The organism is Ruminococcus flavefaciens, assembly GCF_900116855.1.
Lineage (GTDB): Bacteria > Bacillota > Clostridia > Oscillospirales > Ruminococcaceae > Ruminococcus > Ruminococcus flavefaciens_R.
Genome location: NZ_UETD01000011.1, coordinates 177,117 through 195,606 on the forward strand (window position 1 = coordinate 177,117; position 18,490 = coordinate 195,606).

18 protein-coding genes and 1 tRNA gene are annotated in these 18,490 nt (G+C 50.1%); 11 read left to right on the forward strand and 8 right to left on the reverse strand.

Features of this window, described 5'->3' with window-relative positions; translation table 11 throughout:
- Window positions 1-179: 179 nt before the first annotated feature.
- From trpD to DSZ37_RS12880, 6 genes are all read left to right on the forward strand, one after another.
- Complete coding sequence (gene trpD / locus DSZ37_RS12855) at window positions 180-1,199, forward strand: anthranilate phosphoribosyltransferase (protein ID WP_109727296.1); 1,020 nt, start codon at window positions 180-182, stop codon at window positions 1,197-1,199.
- An 8-nt stretch (window positions 1,200-1,207) separates the two neighbouring features.
- A complete protein-coding gene (trpC, locus tag DSZ37_RS12860) occupies window positions 1,208-1,993 on the forward strand; it encodes an indole-3-glycerol phosphate synthase TrpC (RefSeq protein ID WP_109727297.1) in 786 nt (261 codons plus the stop codon).
- Window positions 1,986-2,585 carry a phosphoribosylanthranilate isomerase gene (locus DSZ37_RS12865; protein WP_109727298.1) on the forward strand — a complete coding sequence of 200 codons (600 nt, stop codon included), beginning with the start codon at window positions 1,986-1,988 and terminating at the stop codon, window positions 2,583-2,585. Before trpC ends, DSZ37_RS12865 begins: the two co-directional genes overlap by 8 nt.
- 159 nt (window positions 2,586-2,744) lie before the next feature.
- On the forward strand, window positions 2,745-4,082 hold the full coding sequence (locus DSZ37_RS12870; RefSeq protein ID WP_109727299.1) for an aspartate kinase: 1,338 nt from the start codon (window positions 2,745-2,747) through the stop codon (window positions 4,080-4,082).
- A 114-nt stretch (window positions 4,083-4,196) separates the two neighbouring features.
- Window positions 4,197-4,682, forward strand: a complete 486-nt coding sequence (locus tag DSZ37_RS12875; RefSeq protein ID WP_109727300.1) for a GNAT family N-acetyltransferase — start codon at window positions 4,197-4,199, stop codon at window positions 4,680-4,682.
- A complete protein-coding gene (locus tag DSZ37_RS12880; RefSeq protein ID WP_109727301.1) occupies window positions 4,679-5,818 on the forward strand; it encodes a glycerate kinase family protein in 1,140 nt (379 codons plus the stop codon). Before DSZ37_RS12875 ends, DSZ37_RS12880 begins: the two co-directional genes overlap by 4 nt.
- 305 nt (window positions 5,819-6,123) lie before the next feature.
- On the opposite strand, the gene glgB is transcribed toward DSZ37_RS12880, so the two are convergent.
- Entirely contained in the window at window positions 6,124-7,917 is a 1,794-nt protein-coding gene (glgB, locus tag DSZ37_RS12885) for a 1,4-alpha-glucan branching protein GlgB (protein WP_109727302.1), read from the reverse strand.
- A 242-nt stretch (window positions 7,918-8,159) separates the two neighbouring features.
- Between glgB and aroC the strand changes: the two genes are divergently transcribed.
- The 4 genes from aroC (at window position 8,160) to DSZ37_RS12905 (ending at window position 11,222) form a co-directional block, all read left to right on the forward strand.
- Window positions 8,160-9,248 carry a chorismate synthase gene (aroC, locus tag DSZ37_RS12890; RefSeq protein ID WP_109727303.1) on the forward strand — a complete coding sequence of 363 codons (1,089 nt, stop codon included), beginning with the start codon at window positions 8,160-8,162 and terminating at the stop codon, window positions 9,246-9,248.
- 19 nt (window positions 9,249-9,267) lie between these two features.
- Entirely contained in the window at window positions 9,268-10,296 is a 1,029-nt protein-coding gene (locus tag DSZ37_RS12895) for a 3-deoxy-7-phosphoheptulonate synthase (RefSeq protein WP_109727304.1), read from the forward strand.
- 294 nt (window positions 10,297-10,590) lie between these two features.
- Window positions 10,591-10,679, forward strand: a tRNA-Ser gene (locus tag DSZ37_RS12900).
- Window positions 10,680-10,751: 72 nt separating this feature from the next.
- Complete coding sequence (locus DSZ37_RS12905; protein WP_109727305.1) at window positions 10,752-11,222, forward strand: WapI family immunity protein; 471 nt, start codon at window positions 10,752-10,754, stop codon at window positions 11,220-11,222.
- Window positions 11,223-11,227: 5 nt separating this feature from the next.
- Here the strand turns inward: DSZ37_RS12905 and DSZ37_RS12910 are convergent, their stop codons facing one another.
- From DSZ37_RS12910 to DSZ37_RS12940, 7 genes are all read right to left on the reverse strand, one after another.
- Complete coding sequence (locus DSZ37_RS12910) at window positions 11,228-12,412, reverse strand: tyrosine-type recombinase/integrase (RefSeq protein ID WP_181380315.1); 1,185 nt, start codon at window positions 12,410-12,412, stop codon at window positions 11,228-11,230.
- A gap of 95 nt (window positions 12,413-12,507) precedes the next feature.
- Window positions 12,508-12,723, reverse strand: a complete 216-nt coding sequence (locus DSZ37_RS12915; RefSeq protein WP_074739947.1) for a helix-turn-helix domain-containing protein — start codon at window positions 12,721-12,723, stop codon at window positions 12,508-12,510.
- A gap of 157 nt (window positions 12,724-12,880) precedes the next feature.
- Entirely contained in the window at window positions 12,881-13,159 is a 279-nt protein-coding gene (locus tag DSZ37_RS12920) for a DUF6809 family protein (protein WP_109727307.1), read from the reverse strand.
- 106 nt (window positions 13,160-13,265) lie between these two features.
- A complete protein-coding gene (locus DSZ37_RS12925; protein WP_242978627.1) occupies window positions 13,266-14,588 on the reverse strand; it encodes a relaxase/mobilization nuclease domain-containing protein in 1,323 nt (440 codons plus the stop codon).
- A complete protein-coding gene (locus DSZ37_RS12930; protein WP_109727309.1) occupies window positions 14,588-14,899 on the reverse strand; it encodes a plasmid mobilization protein in 312 nt (103 codons plus the stop codon). The genes DSZ37_RS12925 and DSZ37_RS12930 overlap by 1 nt, the downstream gene beginning before the upstream one ends.
- A gap of 277 nt (window positions 14,900-15,176) precedes the next feature.
- Entirely contained in the window at window positions 15,177-15,737 is a 561-nt protein-coding gene (locus DSZ37_RS12935) for a hypothetical protein (protein ID WP_109727310.1), read from the reverse strand.
- Window positions 15,738-15,752: 15 nt separating this feature from the next.
- Window positions 15,753-16,367: an AAA family ATPase gene (locus DSZ37_RS12940; RefSeq protein ID WP_109727311.1), complete on the reverse strand. Its 615-nt coding sequence runs from the start codon at window positions 16,365-16,367 to the stop codon at window positions 15,753-15,755.
- Between the two features lie 327 nt (window positions 16,368-16,694).
- On the opposite strand from DSZ37_RS12940, the gene DSZ37_RS12945 reads away from it, so the two are divergent.
- The coding region (locus tag DSZ37_RS12945; protein WP_431768057.1) for an RNA dependent RNA polymerase at window positions 16,695-18,490 on the forward strand (1,796 nt) is incomplete at its 3' end.

The window sequence follows — 18,490 nt, forward strand, 5'->3', positions numbered from 1 at the left end:
TATGCTTGGCAAAATTATGATTTGAGTTTAGAGTTTAGAGTTGAGAGTTGAAAGCTGTGGAGTCGCCTGCGGCGACAATATTTAAATACTGTGAGCGAAGCGAACACATTGACTAACCACTATGCACTAATCACTTTTAGCGCTTGTGGCAAATTCTGATTTATAAAGGAGTTTTAACTATGATCAAGGAAGCAATAGCTAAGATCGTTGACAAGCAGGATCTGACATTCGATGAGGCATACAAGGTAATATCAGAAATCATGGCAGGGGAGACCACTCCCACACAGAATGCTGCCTTCCTGTCTGCGCTTTCCACAAAAAGCACCAAGGCAGAGACTATCGACGAGATAACGGGCTGTGCTGCCGCTATGCGTGATGCAGCTATCAAGTTCGAGAATGACATGGACCTTCTCGAAATAGTCGGCACAGGCGGCGACAACGCCCAGAGCTTCAATATCTCCACCACATCTGCATTCGTAACGGCGGCTTCGGGTATAAAGGTGTCAAAGCACGGCAACCGTGCCGCTTCGTCACTGTCGGGCACTGCGGACTGCCTTGAGGCTCTCGGCGCAAATATAAGTCTTGATCCCGACAAGTGCAGACAGCTTCTTGAGGACTCGGGCTTCTGCTTCTTCTTCGCGCAGAAGTACCACACCTCCATGAAGTACGTCGGACCTATCCGCAAGGAGCTGGGCTTCCGCACGGTGTTCAATATCCTCGGACCCCTGACCAATCCTGCCTGCCCCAGTCACCACCTCCTCGGCGTATATGACAGCGTTCTCCTGGGACCTGTTGCAGAGGTACTGATGAAGCTGGGCTCAAAGAACGGCATGGTAGTCTATGGCAAGGATAAGCTGGACGAGATATCACTCAGCGCTCCTACGGCTGTATGTGAGTACAGAGACGGCTGGCTGAAGAATTACGAGATAACTCCCGAGCAGTTCGGCTTCGAGCGCTGCACAAAGGACGACCTGAGAGGCGGTACTCCCGAGGACAATGCGGCTATAACACGCGGTATCCTTGCAGGCGATATCAAGGGACACAAGAGAAATGCTGTTCTGCTCAATTCGGGTGCTGCTATCTATATCGGCGGCAAGGCTGAGTCCATGGATGCAGGTATCAAAAAGGCTGCGGAGCTCATCGACAGCGGTGCCGCTCTGGCTGCTATGGACAGATTTATTGCAGAGTCCAACAACTGAGGTGAGCTATGACTATTCTCGATAAGCTTGCCGCTCATGCGGCAGAACGTGTGGAGACTGCCAAGAAAAGGCAGTCTCCCGAAGATGCAAGGCGTCTTGCACTGGAGCTTCCCAAGGGGGAGTTTGAGTTTGAAAGGGCACTGAAAAAGGACGATATCGCCTTTATATGCGAGTGCAAGAAGGCTTCCCCCTCAAAGGGCGTTATCGCCGAGGACTTCCCGTACCTCACTATCGCAAGAGAGTACGAAGCCGCAGGTGCGGACTGCATATCTGTGCTGACGGAGCCTGAGTGGTTCCTCGGCAGCGACGATTATCTCCGCGAGATAGCCGCAAATGTGAATATACCCTGTATACGCAAGGACTTTACCGTGGACGAATATATGATATACGAGGCAAAGCTCCTCGGCGCAAAGGCAGTGCTGCTCATCTGCTCCATTCTTTCGGCGCAGCAGATAAAGGAATATATCGCAGTGTGCGACGAACTTGGACTGTCTGCTCTCGTCGAAGCTCACGACGAAGCGGAGCTTCGCACGGCTGTTGCCTGTGGAGCTCGTGTCATAGGCGTAAATAACCGTAATCTCAAAGATTTCTCGGTAGACACAGGCAACAGCCGCCGTCTGAGGGAGCTTGCTCCCTCAGATGTGAGCTTCGTCTCCGAGAGCGGTGTCCGCACGGCTGAGGATATACAGCTTCTCCGCGAGGCAGGGGTGAACGCTGTGCTCATCGGCGAGACACTTATGAGAGCCGCGGATAAAAAGGCAAAGCTCAGAGAGCTGAAAGGGCAGTATGACTAAGATAAAAATGTGCGGACTCCGACGTCCCGAGGATATTGAGTTCGCGAACAGGGTAAAGCCCGACTATATCGGCTATGTTTTTGCGGAAAAGAGTAAACGGTACATAGCAACTGCAAAGGCGGCAGAGCTTACGAAGCTGCTGGACGGAGATATAGTTCCCGTGGGAGTTTTCGTTGACGAGACCATGGAAAACGTCATTGCAGCCGTGAAAATGGGAGCCGTGAAAATGGTGCAGCTCCACGGCAGCGAGAGCGAGGACTTCATCTCGGAGCTTAAAAGCCGCGGTATTCCCGTAATAAAGGCGTTTCAGGTGGGCGCCGCAGAGGACATTGCCGCCGCAGAGCGCTCCTGCGCGGACATGGTGCTGCTGGACTCGGGAAAGGGCTCGGGGCAGACCTTTGACTGGTCTCTCATCGGCAGCATAAAGCGTCCCTATCTGCTTGCAGGGGGGATAACTGCGGAAAATGCTGCTCAGGCAATAAGGCAGCTCCGCCCGTTCGGAGTTGACGCAAGCTCCTGCCTTGAGACCGACGGATTCAAGGATATTGCTAAAATGAAAGCCTTTGCACAGGCTGTAAGGGCAGCTGAATGACTCCTTAAAAACTGTCCGTCAGCGGCGTACAAGCGTATTCACCAAAAATACAGTTTGCGAAGTCCCGATTTTTGACTTTCTGTCAATTGATTTTAACGGCAAAAAGGCATATAATAGATATTGCTATAAAATTATCAATGTTAAAAGGATGATATATATATGAGTAATAAAGTCGTTAAATTCGGCGGAAGCTCACTTGCTGACGCCAATCAGTTCAGAAAGGTAGCCGCTATTATCAAGAGCGATGACAAGCGCAGATATGTTGTGCCCTCAGCTCCCGGAAAGCGCTTCTCCGACGATATCAAGGTTACGGATATGCTCTACAAGTGCTGCGAGCTGGCAGGCAGCGGTGTGGATTTCTCCAAGGATTTCCAGATGATAAAGGACCGCTATAACGGTATTATTTCTGAGCTGGGCATAGATATGTCCCTCGACGAGGAGTTTGACTCCATCGTTAAGGAGCTGAAAGCACGTCCCGCAAAGGATTTTGCCGCAAGCCGCGGTGAGTTCCTCAACGGTAAGGTGCTTGCAAACTACCTTGGATTCAATTTCGTTGATGCAGCTGACGTTATTATTTTCGATACAAACGGCGTTCTGCTCCTTGACGAAACCGTAAAGGCTGTACGCGAGAGACTCAAGGGTCTGGACAACGCTGTTATCCCCGGCTTCTACGGAAGGACCACAGAGGGCTACATCAAGACCTTCTCAAGAGGCGGTTCCGATGTTACGGGCTCCATTATCGCAAATGCTGTAAAGGCTGAGATATATGAGAACTGGACAGATGTTTCGGGATTTCTTGTTGCCGACCCCAGAATAGTTGACAACCCCGATGTTATCGAGGTAATTACTTATCGCGAGCTCCGCGAGCTGGCTTACATGGGCGCTTCCGTTCTTCACGAGGACGCTATCTTCCCTGTTCGTTCCGCAGGTATCCCCATCAATATCAGGAATACCAATGCTCCCGAGGATGCAGGTACTATGATCGTGGGCAATGACTACGATTTCAGCAGAGAGAGCCTCAGCCACACCATCACAGGTATCGCAGGCAAGAAGGGCTTCAGCACTATCAATATCGAAAAGGCTATGATGAACAACGAGACAGGCTTCGGTATGAAGGTACTGAAGGTGCTCTACGACAACGGTCTTTCCTTTGAGCATATGCCCTCGGGTATCGACACCATGAGCATCACTCTCAGCACAGAAAAGCTTGATCCCGTTCGTGACAAGGTAGTTGCGGAGCTCCGCAAGGCAGTTTCACCCGACCACATCGACATTGAGGACGGCATCGCTATACTTGCAGTCGTTGGACGCAGAATGAAGAACACGAGGGGTACTGTTGCCCGTATCTTCGCTTCAATGGCTCATGCACGCATAAATGTAAAGCTTATCGATCAGGGCTCCAGCGAGCTGAACGTTATCATCGGTGTCAGCGAGAACGACCTCCCCGAGGCTATCCGCAGGATATACGATATGTTCATCAATTCGGAAAAGCAGTAAAAGTATTGTCAGACACCTCTGCCTGTCTCGGGCGGAGGTGTTTTTTATTCAGCCCTGCTTCGGTTGACAGTCGCCGCTCGGGCAGATATAATATATGTATCAGGAGGTGCGGAAATGGAAGCTGTTATCAGACAACTGAAAGAGGAGGAGTTCGGCGTTCTCGGGGACTTCCTCTATGAAGCCATCTTTATCCCCGAGGGCGTGGAACCTCCTCCCCGTGACATCATGGAAAAGCCCGAGCTCAGGCTCTACATCGAGGACTTCGGCTCCTCGCCCCACGATATAGCTTTCGGAGCCGTCTGCGGCGGACGCATAGTGGGGGCGGTCTGGTGCAGGATAATGGCGGACTACGGTCATGTGGATGACCAAACTCCGTCTCTTGCCATTTCCTTGTACAGTGAGTTCCGCGGACAGGGAATTGGGAACCAGCTTATGAGGGCAATACTGAATGAGCTCCGCAGCCGCGGCTGTAAGCAGGTATCACTGGCGGTGCAGAAGGCGAACTACGCCGTGAAGCTGTACCGCTCTCTCGGCTTTGAGACTGTGAGCGAGAATACCGAGGAGTTCATAATGATAAAGAAACTGACGGAGGACATATGAAAGTTCTTATAGCGATAGATTCATTCAAGGGCAGTCTTACCTCCCTTGAGGCAGGACGGGCTGCGGAGCGCGGCATACTTCGCGCAATGCCTAATGCCGATGTAACAGTGAAGCCCCTTGCCGACGGCGGCGAGGGTACTGCGGAGGCGCTTATCACGGGCATGGGCGGACGGACTCAGTCCGTCACGGTCCATGACCCTCTCGGCAGGGAGATAACTGCGGAATACGGTATCATGCCAGACGGTACTGCGGTCATGGAGATGGCTGCGGCGGCAGGACTTACCCTCCTCGGCGAGGAGGAGCGTGATATCATGTCAGCCTCCACCTGCGGCGTTGGAGAGATGATAGCGGACGCTGTCCGTAAGGGCTGCCGTGACTTTATCATCGGCATAGGCGGCAGTGCCACCAACGACGGGGGAGCTGGCTGCCTTCAGGCGCTGGGCTTCGGGCTTTTTGACGGCAATGGCGCTCCTATAAGCCGCGGTGCAAGGGGACTTGCCGACCTTGCGGAGATAACTGCGGACGGTGCCCTGCATGAGCTCAGGGACTGCCGTTTCAGAGTTGCCTGCGATGTGAAAAATCCCCTCTGCGGCGAAAAGGGATGCAGCAGGGTATTTGCTCCGCAAAAGGGGGCTGCCGAGGAGGACATTCCCCTCATGGACGGCTGGCTTGGACACTATGCAGAGACAATGAAACGAACTTTTCCACAGGCTGACCCGAACTGCGAGGGAGCAGGTGCGGCAGGGGGCATGGGCTTTGCGCTGATGTTTGCCCTTGGCGCAGAACTGCGCTCGGGTGCGGAGCTGGTCATGGAAGCCGTCGCCATGGAGCAGGCTGTGCAGCAGGCAGACATAGTGGTCACGGGAGAGGGCTGCCTCGACGGGCAGACCGCCATGGGAAAGGCTCCTGCGGTATTGGCTGCGCTGGCAAAAAAGTACGGCAAGCCCGTACTTGCCTTTGGCGGAGCCGTGGGCAGGGGAGCGGAGCTTCTCCGCGAAAAGGGCATAGATGCCTGCTTCTCTATACAGACCCGTCCCTGCACTCTTGCGGAGGCTATGGACAGCAGAACAGCTGCGGAAAATCTGTCGAAAACCGCAGAACAGGTCTTCTGTACTGTAAAAATAGCATCTTCGTGAGGTCGTGCCGCTGTTTTATGGTACATTGATGACAATTTTTGAGCAAAAAACCGCACTTTTTGAACAGTGATATATGACATTCAGCAATATTCAGCTTGCAATACATAATTGCCGATAATATAATTTTAGGTAGGAGGGAATTGGGGGAAAACGTATAAGGCAGCGTTTTCCGTATTGACCTGTTTTATGAGGGAACTGCACTCCCACATAATAAAGAAATTTGTTGTAAGGGACAAATCAGAAAAAGCTGTACCGCGGGGTACAGCTTTTTTCCTATACAGTATGAGGAGGCAGCGCCTCCTTTTTTATTTTCTCGTCAGCAGGAAAAGTCTGCCGCTGAAGGGCGGTATATCCATGTTCAGCCTGCCGTCTGCAAGGGTGAACTCCGCCTTGCCGTCGGGAGTGGTGCCACTGTACAGCTGATTGTCGGAGTCAAGGAGCAGCTCCGCTTCATAGTCCTTTCCGATGGTGACGGAATAGCCGAACTGGTACCAGTCGGAGAAGTTCAGAACTGCCAGTATATCGCCCTCTGCCGCCTTTCTGCGTATTGCGTATACACACCGCTCCACGGAATTGCAGTCCTCCCACATGAAGTTGGTGGGGTCATAGTCGTAGTGGAGCGCCTTATGCTCGAGGTATATCTTGTTGAGTGCCCTTATGTACTCTCTGAATGAGTCGTGGAGGGGATATTTCAGCATATCCCAGTCCTGCTGGCGCTTTTCGTCCCATTCGCGGAGCTGTGCAAATTCGCTTCCCATGAAGTTCAGCTTCTTTCCGGGATGTACCGTCATGTACATATACAGTGCTCTTGCCTGCGGGAACTTCTCGGGATACTGTCCGTTCATCTTCTGCGCCACAGTCGCCTTGCCGTGGACTACCTCATCGTGGGACAGGGGCAGTATGTACTTCTCGTTGTAAAAATACAGCATGGAGAAGGTCAGCTTGTGATAGTCACGGGATCGGTACATGGGTGCGCTCCGGAAATACTCAAGAGTGTCGTGCATCCAGCCCAAGTCCCATTTGTAGTCAAAGCCCAGTCCGCCGTCAAATACGGGAGCTGTTACCTTGGGATAGGCAGAGGAATCCTCGGCGGAAATAATCGCGGATGGGTGACGGGCTTTGAGACCGCTGTTCATGTCTTTCAGGAACTGTATGGCAGTTCTGTTCTCGCCGCGGCGCTCGTCGCCGTTCCAGTATATCATATTGCGGACAGCGTCCATGCGGAGCCCGTCAAAGTGGTAGACGCTGAGCCAGTAGTCCGCCGCGGACTGTATAAATGAACGCACCTCGCCCTTTGAGTGGTCGAAGTTGCGGCTTCCCCATTCGTTATAGCCGATGTCGTCCGCAGGGTATTCGTAGAGCTTTGTGCCGTCAAACTCCGTAAGGGCGTAGTGGTCAACGGCAAAGTGTACGGGGACAAAGTCGATGATGACACCTATGCCGCGGCGGTGGCACCTGTCCACAAGCTCCATTAACTGAAGGGGAGTGCCGTACCGCGAGGTGGGAGCAAAGAAGCCTGTGCTCTGATAGCCCCATGATTCGTCGCATGGGTGCTCACTGAGGGGCATGAGCTCTATGTAATTGTATCCCAGCTCGCAGACGTAGTCGATGAGCTCATCGGCTATTTCCGTGTAGCTGAACCAGCCCTCCTCGTCCTCGTCGGAGCGGCGTTTCCATGAACCCAGATGTACCTCATAGATGTTAAGAGCCCTGTCACGGCAGTCCGAGCGCTGAACGAGCCAGTCCTCATCGACGAATCGATAGCCCTCTATGCTCCGTATGACAGAGCAGGTGCCGGGGCGGAGTTCCATGCCGAAGCCGTAGGGGTCGCAGTGGTCGATGAAATCGCCCTTTGCATCGTAGATACGGTATTTGTAGCGCTGTCCCTCCTCAGCCTCGGGGACCACGAGCTCATAGAACCTTCCGTCATCCACAGCCTTCATGGGGAGCTCCTCCCACTTGCTGAAATCCCCGATAACAGAGACTTTTGAGGCGTTGGGAGCGTATACCCTGAAAACAGTTCCGCTGTCTGTGAGGTGAGCTCCCATATACTCGTATGCCGCAAATTCCCCGCCATTGTAAAATCTCATTATGTCCATAAGCTCACCTCGTCGTTTTTTCTTGATTATACCACGATATATCGTTAAAGTCAATGACGTGGAACTGTACAAAAAGAGCTGCACGGGTCTATACAAAATCACTATATACTTTACCACTTTGAACCTGCAAATCGTTAAATTGCCGTGTTGACATATTTTTACCGAAGTGGTATAATTTAAAGGTGTTCCGCGGGCGTTTTCACGCTGTTCGGGACCTTATACAGACCAGAGGAGATGTATATATGAAAAACACCTTCGGTTCCAGCGTTTCCGTCACCGTCTTCGGCGAGAGCCACGGTGAGGCTATCGGTGCCGTTCTCGACGGCATAGCACCCGGAATTGCTGTAGATGACGAATTTATCGCACATCAGATGAAGCTCCGCCAGTCAGTCAGTGCGCTGTCCACCGCACGCCGCGAGGCAGACAAGGTAAGGATAGTAAGCGGAGTATTCAACGGTAAGACAACAGGTACACCCATAACTTTCATAATAGAAAATCAGGACACAAGAAGCAAGGATTACGGCGAGCTTGCCTATAAAGCCCGTCCGGGTCATGCGGACTTTTCGGCTCAGATGAAGTATCACGGATTTCAGGACTTCCGCGGCGGCGGACACTTCTCGGGCAGGATAACCGCAGGAGTGGTGGCAGCCGGTGCAGTTGCCATCAGCGCTCTCCGCAGTAAGGGCATTGTCATCGGCACTCACATACTGTCCTGCGGCGGAGTCTTTGACCGCCCCTTCGGCGATATGGAAAGCGATATCGCAAAGCTGGGTGATATGGAGTTCGCAGTCCTCGACAGTGAAAAGGCTGAGGAAATGCAGGCTGCCATAACCGCTGCTAAAAATGACGGAGACAGCGTAGGCGGCAGACTTGAGACAGCTGTTATCGGTCTCCCCGCAGGCGTCGGCGAGCCGTGGTTCGACACCGTGGAAAGCCTTCTCGCCCATGCGCTTTTCGGCATCCCTGCCGTCAAGGGAGTGGAGTTCGGCGCAGGCTTTGCCGCAGCCGATATGCTGGGCAGTCAGTGCAACGACTGCTTCAGCTCCGTGAACGGCGCTCCCGTATCGGAGACCAACAATAACGGCGGTATACTGGGCGGCATAACCACGGGACTTCCCGTTGTGTTCAGAGTTGCCGTGAAGCCCACACCTTCAATTTACAAGGAACAGCAGACAATCGATATAAACACCATGGAAAATACCACGCTTCAGATAAAGGGGCGCCACGACCCTGCTATCGTGCACCGTGCAAGAGTTGTAGTTGACAGCATTACTGCACTCGTGGTCTGTGACCAGCTGGCAATGAGGTTCGGTACAGACTGGCTCAAATGATCTGGAAAGGAAAATACTTATGGCACTTAATATCATCCGCGAGCTGCCTCACCCCTCGGAGCTGAAGGCTGCTCATCCGCTCTCTCAGGAGCTCATCGACATCAAGGCTGAACGTGACAGGGAAATAAAGAAAATATTCAGCGGAGAGTCCGATAAATTCCTGCTGGTGATCGGTCCCTGCTCTGCTGACAACGAGGACAGCGTCCTCGACTATATAACACGTCTCCGCGGACTTCAGGAAAAGGTCAGCGACAAGATCATGATGATACCTCGTATATACACGGGTAAGCCCAGAACCACAGGTGACGGCTATAAGGGAATGCTCCATCAGCCTGATCCCACTGCTATGCCCGATCTGAAAAGCGGTATCATCGCAGTAAGACACCTTCACATGAGAGCCCTTGCGGAAACAGGCTTCAGCTGTGCGGACGAGATGCTCTATCCCGAGAATTACAGCTACCTCGACGACCTGCTGTCATATATCGCCATCGGAGCACGTTCCGTTGAGAACCAGCAGCACCGTCTGGTGTCCAGCGGTGTCGATATACCCGTGGGTATGAAGAACCCCACCGGCGGCGATATCTCGGTAATGATGAACTCCATTACCGCTGCCCAGCACCACCACGCCTTCATCTACAGAGGCTGCGAGGTGAGAAGCGACGGCAACCCCTACGCTCACGCTATACTCCGCGGATATGTCAACGACAGGGGACAGTCCTTCCCGAATTATCACTTTGAGGATCTTATCAGCCTTGCAAGGATATATGCGGAAAAGGACCTGAAAAATCCTGCACTCATCGTTGACACCAACCACTCCAACTCCGGCAAACAGTTTGAGGAGCAGATCAGGATATCCAAGGAAATACTTCACAGTATGCGTCACAGCACGGATATAAAGAAGCTGGTAAAGGGTCTCATGATAGAGAGCTATATCGTTGACGGCTCCCAGAAAATAGGGGAGAACGTCTACGGAAAGTCCATCACCGACCCCTGCCTCGGCTGGGAAAAGACTGAAAGACTGGTTCTTGAACTGGCAGACCAGCTCTGATGATAAAGCAGATGATCTTGCGATGTTTCGGCTCGGAGGATCATCTGCTGTTTGTTATAATATTTATTTTTTGCAGAGCTCTTGATTTTACCGCTCCTGTGTGATATAATATTATAGTGATTTTATGCAGTGGTATCGAAGTGGTCATAACGGACATGATTCGAAACATAGTCGTTTCTGAGTTTGCCGCACTTTGATTTATCCCTGTTCTGCGTGGTTTCGGCGGTGTTTGTGATTGCGTTTGCAATTGGCTTTCTCGCAGTTTTCTCGCAGTTTTATAGTTAAATTAAATACGCAGTGGTATCGAAGTGGTCATAACGGACATGACTCGAAATCATGATGCCCCTTGAGGGACGTGGGTTCGAATCCCACCCACTGCGCCAAGCCAAATGCGGAGTATTCCGCGTAGTTCCGCCCTTTCGAGATGCGGAACTTTTTTATTAGGTGGTGTTTTTATGCAGCTTAATTTAGATTTAGACGGAATTGAATTTCGATTTCGTATCACAAAGTATGAGAAGAGTAATTCTGAAAACCTTTATAAACTTTATGATCAGTGGTGTATTGTTGAATTATCCTTACGCTCTGGAAGCTGGCTTAACTATCAAATATCATCCGAGGTTTTATTATCATACGAAGTTGAGGAAATCCGAGATAAGATATCCGATTTTCTCGAAGATAAAATACAGCTTCAGGAGGAATTGGGATTTGTCGAGCCTGATTTGACATTTATTATAAATCCTAAAGTAGATATTGATCTTCAAATACATTTTTGGGACGAAGGCTTAACAGCTAATTACTTATCTCTTTGCTTTGACAGAAATAATTTAGAATGTTTGTTAGTTTATCTGCGATATATCACAAAGGAAATTCAAACAGATGATGAAATGTTGCAAAAATTGATTGCAGATAATGTTATCCGGATTTGATGATATTATTCTAATGCTTTAGCTATCGCCTCCGCACTCAGCTTCTTGCTTTCGCTGTCCACATGGCTGTACACGTTGCTCGTTGTACCTATGTCGCTGTGACCGAGCCACTCCTGAATCAGCTTCATCTGCACTCCGTTTGCAAGGAGCAAGCTGGCACAACTGTGCCGCAGATCATGGAATCGTATCTTACGCAGACCGTTCTTGCGGAGCACTATGGGGAAATGGTCCGACACATAGTTGGGACGTATCAGCTCTCCCACAGCGTCCACGCAGATATAGTCCTCGTACTTCTTGCAGTATCCTCTGCCGAACGCTTTCTTCATCTCAGCCTGATGCTCACGCTCGGCGATGAGTGCCTGCTCGACTACGGGTATCAGCGGAAGCGTTCTGTACGACGACTTTGTTTTCATCACATCGTAGCCTGCAACTCCGTCCTCGTCCTGCAACACCTTGTGCTTGATGCTTATGGTCTTGCCTACGAAGTCCACCGCCGACCATTTCAGCCCGATGACCTCGCTGCGGCGAAGTCCGTAATAGGCAGCTATAATGATGACGATGTGCAGCGGATCGTCCTTTGTGCAGTCGATTAGCTGCTTTATCTCCTCAGCGTTATAGTAGTTTCCGATGAACTGCACCGACTTCGGACGGTCAGCCTGATCGACGGGATTTGTCGGAATGATACGTCTTTTCATAGCAGACTTGAATGCAAGGTGCAGGAGCGAATGGTGCCGCTGACAGCTTGTGCCTTTCAGACCTTTGGCTCTGAGGTAAGCGTAGTACTCGTTTATCTCATCGCCTGTGATCTCCTTGACCTTTATCTTCATCTTCTTGAAAAAGGGTATCATGTGTACGTCCATGTACCGCTTGTAGCTTGTGTATGTGGACTTAGTGATGTTGCCCTTGTAGGACTCCAGCCACTCCGCAAGGTAGTCCTCAACACGCATATCAGCTATGCGGTTGCGCTCCTTGTCGGCTCTCGACATTCCTTCGTGCAGGTACTGGTCACCAAGATTGTACTGCTCAAGCACCTCGTTCAGACGGTGGTTGGCTTCGGTCTTGGTGCCTTTCTTTGCGTCCAGTCCGAGGGAGCGCCACTTTTCGTGACGTTTACCGTCGGCATCGTATAAGTTTATAACGGCATACCATTTGCCGTTCTTCTCAGCTAAATGTCCTGTGGTTATTTTCATTGGCATCCTCCTTTCAATTTCCAAATCGTTCCTTATCGTGACTTTCGTCACGACAACAATACCACACTTCTCCCGAAAAATCCATACCTTTCACCTCATTTCGGCAGAAGCACTAAATAGTTTCTCTCGTTTCGGCAGAAGTCAACAAGAGCCGGCTTTGGGATAATTATCTTCTTGCCCAGCCTTATTGCTCCGAGACTTCCATTTTTCACGAGCTCGTAAGCCTGATTCTTTCCAATGCGGAGCAGCTTTGCTGCCTCGGGAACTGTCAGAACATCTGGCTCGTTTCTGAACATTTCTGTATATCTCATTCGTTCCTCCTGTTATTCTTTCGCTTGTGTTTCTCGTATGATCTGCATTGTTCATTTTAACTTTCTCCTTTTGAATTATTAAGAGAGCGGTGGTTAGCCGCTCCCTTTGATACGAAAATGGGTACGGTGTTTTACCGTACCCTCTCCATTTGATTTATTATTTCAGGTTCTCGCTCCTGCCGAACATCACATCTATTATCAGTTCGGTGCAGTCACGGAAGCCTTGTATGTAGCTTTCTGCTACCATTGTTTCGGACAGCATTCCCTGCATATTCGTTATCTCGTTCAGCAGTTTCTTGTCGTCAGCCGACAGTCGTTTCTCCAGTGTGTCGCACATCTCGAGTAGCTCCAGACTTCGTTTTGCGTAGTCGGAATCCTTTCTCACATCATGCTGACACGGTATGACATTTCCGTAATACAGATCCTGCAACTTCATCGCCGCGGTCACCTCCCGACCAACAATCATACCACAGCACTCGGACGAAGTCTATTCATCATTCCTGACGAAAACCGACTGTTGAAACAACGCACACCTCACAGGACTATCCCATGTGTATTCCGTGAGCTTCCTTACGCTCTCGTTCCTCAGCAAGTGCTTTGCTGTCAACGTGTTCCCGAGCGTACTCGGTATCATCGGCAGGCTCGTCCTCAATTATCGAAGCCAGAGCAGCAATGCCACCGATGATATCAGGTGCAGCACTTCTATCAGCACCACCAGTCGAAGCAGTCTGAAGCCGTGACTTCTGCTCTGCTCTTCGGAGCATTTCAGCTGCGATAAGGTCTGCTCGTTCAGCTTCCCAGCCTGTGAGACGAGTTCCTTCGCCGTCTGATCCAGCTTCGACACCTCTGCCGTCACGTTCTGTGACGTCTGCTCCTGAATCTCCTTTCCCTGTTCCAGCAGCTGATCGTAGATTATCCGCTGATTTTGCAGGTACTGTTTCATCTGTGCATATGTCATTGTCTCGTCTGTCTGAGCCTTGACATCGAACATCGTATCTGTCAGAAGTTTCAGCTGTGATATCAACGCCAGCCAGTTGTGTTCCTGGACGCAGACCATAGTTGGTATGTCCTGTACCTCCTCCAAATTCTGCTTGGAGGCTTCTTTCGCTTCTTCGTATTTCGAATTCATATTCCATATTCTCCTTCCTGTATTTCGCTTCGTGAAGCTTGTTGTCACGGCATCTCCTGCCGTTGGGACAGGTGTATGTGACGTACTTTCGGCTGTCCTCCCATTTCACATCGTAGCCACACTGTTTCATGTAGAAGCGGAATTGCTTCTTTGTTTTGGCTCTCTTCATGACCATGTCAATGGTATTGGAGAGAGTCATTTTCCAACTCTCACCTCGCATTGCAACACGATACTCACCGTTAGTGATACCATCACTCTGCTTGTGAATCTCAGGTTTGCTGAGAGTTGTCACTCCGTACTTCTGACAAATTTCATCGCTGAGCTGCCGCAGGTCTTGCAGTGAGAACTTGTTCGAGTGGTACTTCAGACCTGTCTCAGCATTAACTGCGTTGAGTATGAAGTGCGAGTGTATATGGTCAGCGTCGGTGTGAGTTGCCACTACAACTTCGTGTCCCGGGAATGCTTTCTCCGCAAACTCAACGGCGATCTTGTGAGCAAGCTCGGGAGCAATGTTGTAGCCGCTTGGGTGTGACTGTACGAAGTGATAGTAATGAACTCCGTCAGTCTTGTTGTACATCTCCCTTGTGTTTTTGAACTCCTGATAGGCCGTCGGCAGCGAACAATTGAGAGCCGTCACGAACTTTTTATTCTCAGTCTTGTCATCTCGACAGATGTAGTCGAGACTTTTCTTTCCGCTGCCACCGCCTTTCGTGCTTATCGCTGTGACCGTAGCCACTATTTCACCTCCCGAAGCAGCTGACCAATCATCTCCGTGACCTTCCTGTGCTCGTCGAGGAGCGGCTGGAAATTCACGGCGGTCAGCCTGTCCATGTTTGCAAGTGTAGCTATCTGATTGAGGTTTCGCCCGATAGCTTTCTGCTGCCGAACTATCTCATCGATGCCGTGTGCGACAAAGATCTTCTTGCCGAGAGCGCACCGCATTACGAAGTCATTCAGCTTCAGTCCGTGCCGCTCAGCCAGTTTATGGATATGTCTGCTTTCTTCCTCTGTGCAGCGTATCGCTATTGTGGTATTCTTCTTTCTCATATTATCTACCTCCTGACTTTTGTTGGTGTATGCCTATGAATTGAAGTGGGTTCGGGCTTCTGCCCGACAAGCAAGGCGGCAGGCGGAATGCCAGCTGCTATGCTTGCCGGCTTTTCCAGAGCCGATTTTCTCGGGTACCGTCACTTTTTCCTTCGCCGATAGTATCTGTGCGGTATCGCCACACTCGCTCGACGTTGCGCCACAACCGCTTTTGTGTGCGTAGGTGGAATAACTACCCGATTTCTGTATCGGAGGCAAAAACGGGCGTTTTTGTGCCTCAAGGCTGAAACGGCTCGACTTCAATACCTTGCTCCGCTAACTTTTCTGTGATTCGGGTCGCTGCCCACTCAATAAGTTTATCACCAACAGGGACAGCAATTGTTTTAACATCACTGGCAGAAGGAGTAACGGTTTGCGAAGATATATCAGCGTTTGAAGACGTTTCAGGGACGGCAGGGGCACCACTTTCAGGGTACAGTAATTTACTGCCACTGCTGTCCCTATCAGCTTCGTAACGGACACAGATACTGCGAGTGCCGTTACTTTTTGTTTTGCCATAGCTGATACCGAGCGAGTGAACTTCTTCATCGTGCTGCAATAGTTCACGGTACATCCAGTTGTTTTTGAATTCCTCTGACGGAAACTTTTTGCATAACAGTTCACACAGCTCAGACGCACTTCCGCGGAACTCTTTTCGCTCCAGCATAAAATCATGTATCACTGACGGGAAGTTATCAGGCTTGTCATCGGGCGGCTTGTCAAGCAGTTTCCACTTTGCTCCGTCCCTGATAACATTTATGTCGAGCGACGGAGCACCGCGACCACTGATATTCAGCACAGCATTCTTGCTGTCTCACTTGCGCGGAAGAACAAGAAAACCGTCTGATGCACCCGGGATACCATTCGTACCAAGTATCATGTTGTTCGGATTGGAGTCTTGCTGTTTTCGGTTGTGATGAACAAGAATAATTGCGATGCCTAACTCGTCAGCAATAGATTTCAGCGTTGATACGTCCTTGTAATCACTGCCGTACTTCATATCAACTGTATCGCGCACTTTTTGCAGAGTATCAATGACTATCAGCTTCAGGTCTGAGAATGTTTCCTTGCACTTACGCAGGTCATCTTCAAGACCGTTGCCGAGAGTGTTGACGAGCAAAACGTATTGCAGATTATCCGTCGGCTCATCTGTCAGCTCATACATTCGCGTCTGCAAATTATCAGACGTATCTTCAAGTGCCATGTAAACCACATGACCTTGTTCTGTTTTGCGTCCAAGAAACTTTTCACCTTTGGCAATCGCAAGACACATATCCATCATCATCCACGACTTGCCAATCTTCGGATCACCTGACAGTACATGGAGACCGGGATAGATCATTTCGTCAACGATGAAGCGTCTCTTTTTCATCGGCGTGTTCATTATCTCGACGCTGCTTTTGAACTCGATTTCGATTCGTTTTGTCAATAAAAATCATCCTTTCTTCATAAAAATGTGGGAGCAGTATCCTATATGCAAATCAACCTGTTTTTGCATAAGATTTTGACCGCTCTGAAACGTTTTCCGAAACACAAATTGATTTTCATGAGAACTGACCATTTCTCACTAAAGCATAAAAACAGCTGCATTGCTCATAGAATAGAGCTTTACAGACATTTAAACTCAAAACTGATATTATGACAGTTTTGAATGTTTTTCAGCCAAAAATGAACGTTTCGGAATGAAAATGTGGGAGCAGTATCCTTATTGCATTTTGGCAGGTTTTGTGATATACTTTTAGCAGGTGGTGAGACCATGAAGTACAGGATATATGATCTGTCCGTCAGAGCAATGCTCAACTACTCAAAGCCTGACGGACTGTTTTACAAAACAGTTATTGATAAAAACGCACTGCGGAGCTGTCTGAAACACTCCGCTCATGAGCAGGACGACAATGCACTTTTCTATCAGATAATGTGCGTGCTGCACGGTGACGACTTCAAGTATGAGAACGCTGACCTTGTGACGGACCTGTCCGATGTTATTTTTTACGCAGACTTCTCACGGGTGTTTGACCGTGACGCATCGCACCCTTACTATGCACAGCTCCAAGAGAAGGCTGCGTCATTGTTTACGAACAGAGGAGTGGAGATAGATTTCGGCAACGGTATGCACAAGTACGTTGCGTTTGAGCGCTCAGCCAGCATGAGCAGAAATGCTGTGCTGTCATTTATCCGTGAGGACATTTTCTGGAAGGTCACTGAGCGCATACGTCTCGGCATGGAGATAACAAAGTGTCAGCTCAGCAAGCTGTACGCATACAACGGACTTATGCTCTCGGGCGGTATCCGTGTTGACGGAATCGGCATCGACAAGCCCCACAGAGTTATAGTTGTGGAAAATCAAAAACACACCGTTCACGACACAGATGTTATCACTGTTGAGGACGACGGCAGCGACGCACCTGTGCGAAAGTATCATCGTGTTGAGCGCAGGGAAAGTGTTGATATTCTCGGCTATGACGGCGAAGGAGTTATCTCTAAGGAGTTCGCCAAGGTCATCAATAAAAAGTTAGGCGGCGAGCACACCTCGTTTCAGATTCGTCTGCCGTACATCAAGGGTATGCTGCACCAGATAGATATTCACGACTTCTTCAAAAGCGCAGGAGTTGCAATGCTCACCGACATCTGGGGAGTTGAGCACAAGGTTGCTGACGTTGACATTATCCTAACCAAGAGTATGTTCAAGGGCTACGGCTGGCTCTGCGATAACAATATGAGCTGGGAGAACTATTGGGACGCATTCCGCAGATACAAGCACGCTCTGTACATCTCTGGTGTCAGCAAAGACAGTCCGCAGAAGTTTACGGAGCTGAACTATCAGTTCCTCAACACACTTTCAATGACAGCTGACGAGTTCCGACCTCTTGATCTGCCGCTTTCCTTCCCTGTGAATGATAACCGCCACTGGCTCACCAAGGAAACGGAAAGAGAATACCACAGGCTTTGTACCGACAGGGAGTACCGCCTGAGCTTTTTCACAAGCCCAAAACACAGACGTGGTACTAAAGAATACTATCTCAAAAAGATTCTGGAGAAAAATCCGAAGTTCATTGCCGAGCCTGTTTACGCTGACAGATTGAAGTCACGGGCTCAGGCGGTGCTGAAACAATATGCTCTCGGACGTCTTATCGTTGCAGGCGACAACCGCTACCTCTCCGCAGACCTGCTCGGTTTTCTTAGAAGTTTTATTCCTGCCAAAGCGAAAAGAAATACAAGTCAGCGCAACTTCTTCAACGGTGCAATACAAAGTGAATTTGAGAAGAACGCTTTCTATGCTCCGTCAATGGCGTATACTCACAGCAATGAATGTACGCTCTTGCGAAATCCGCATATTTCCCGAAACGAAGAGGTTCAGCTGCAAGTCTATCCCGACGTTGAGAATATGAGGAAGTATTATCTCAGCCACCTCACCGACGTTGTTATGGTGAACTGGGACTCGCTGACTGCGGAGCGTCTCGGCGGTGCGGACTTCGACGGCGATATGATAAAAACTATCTCCGATCCAATCGTCAACCGATGTGTCAAGCGCAATTCAAAGGCTGAGACTCC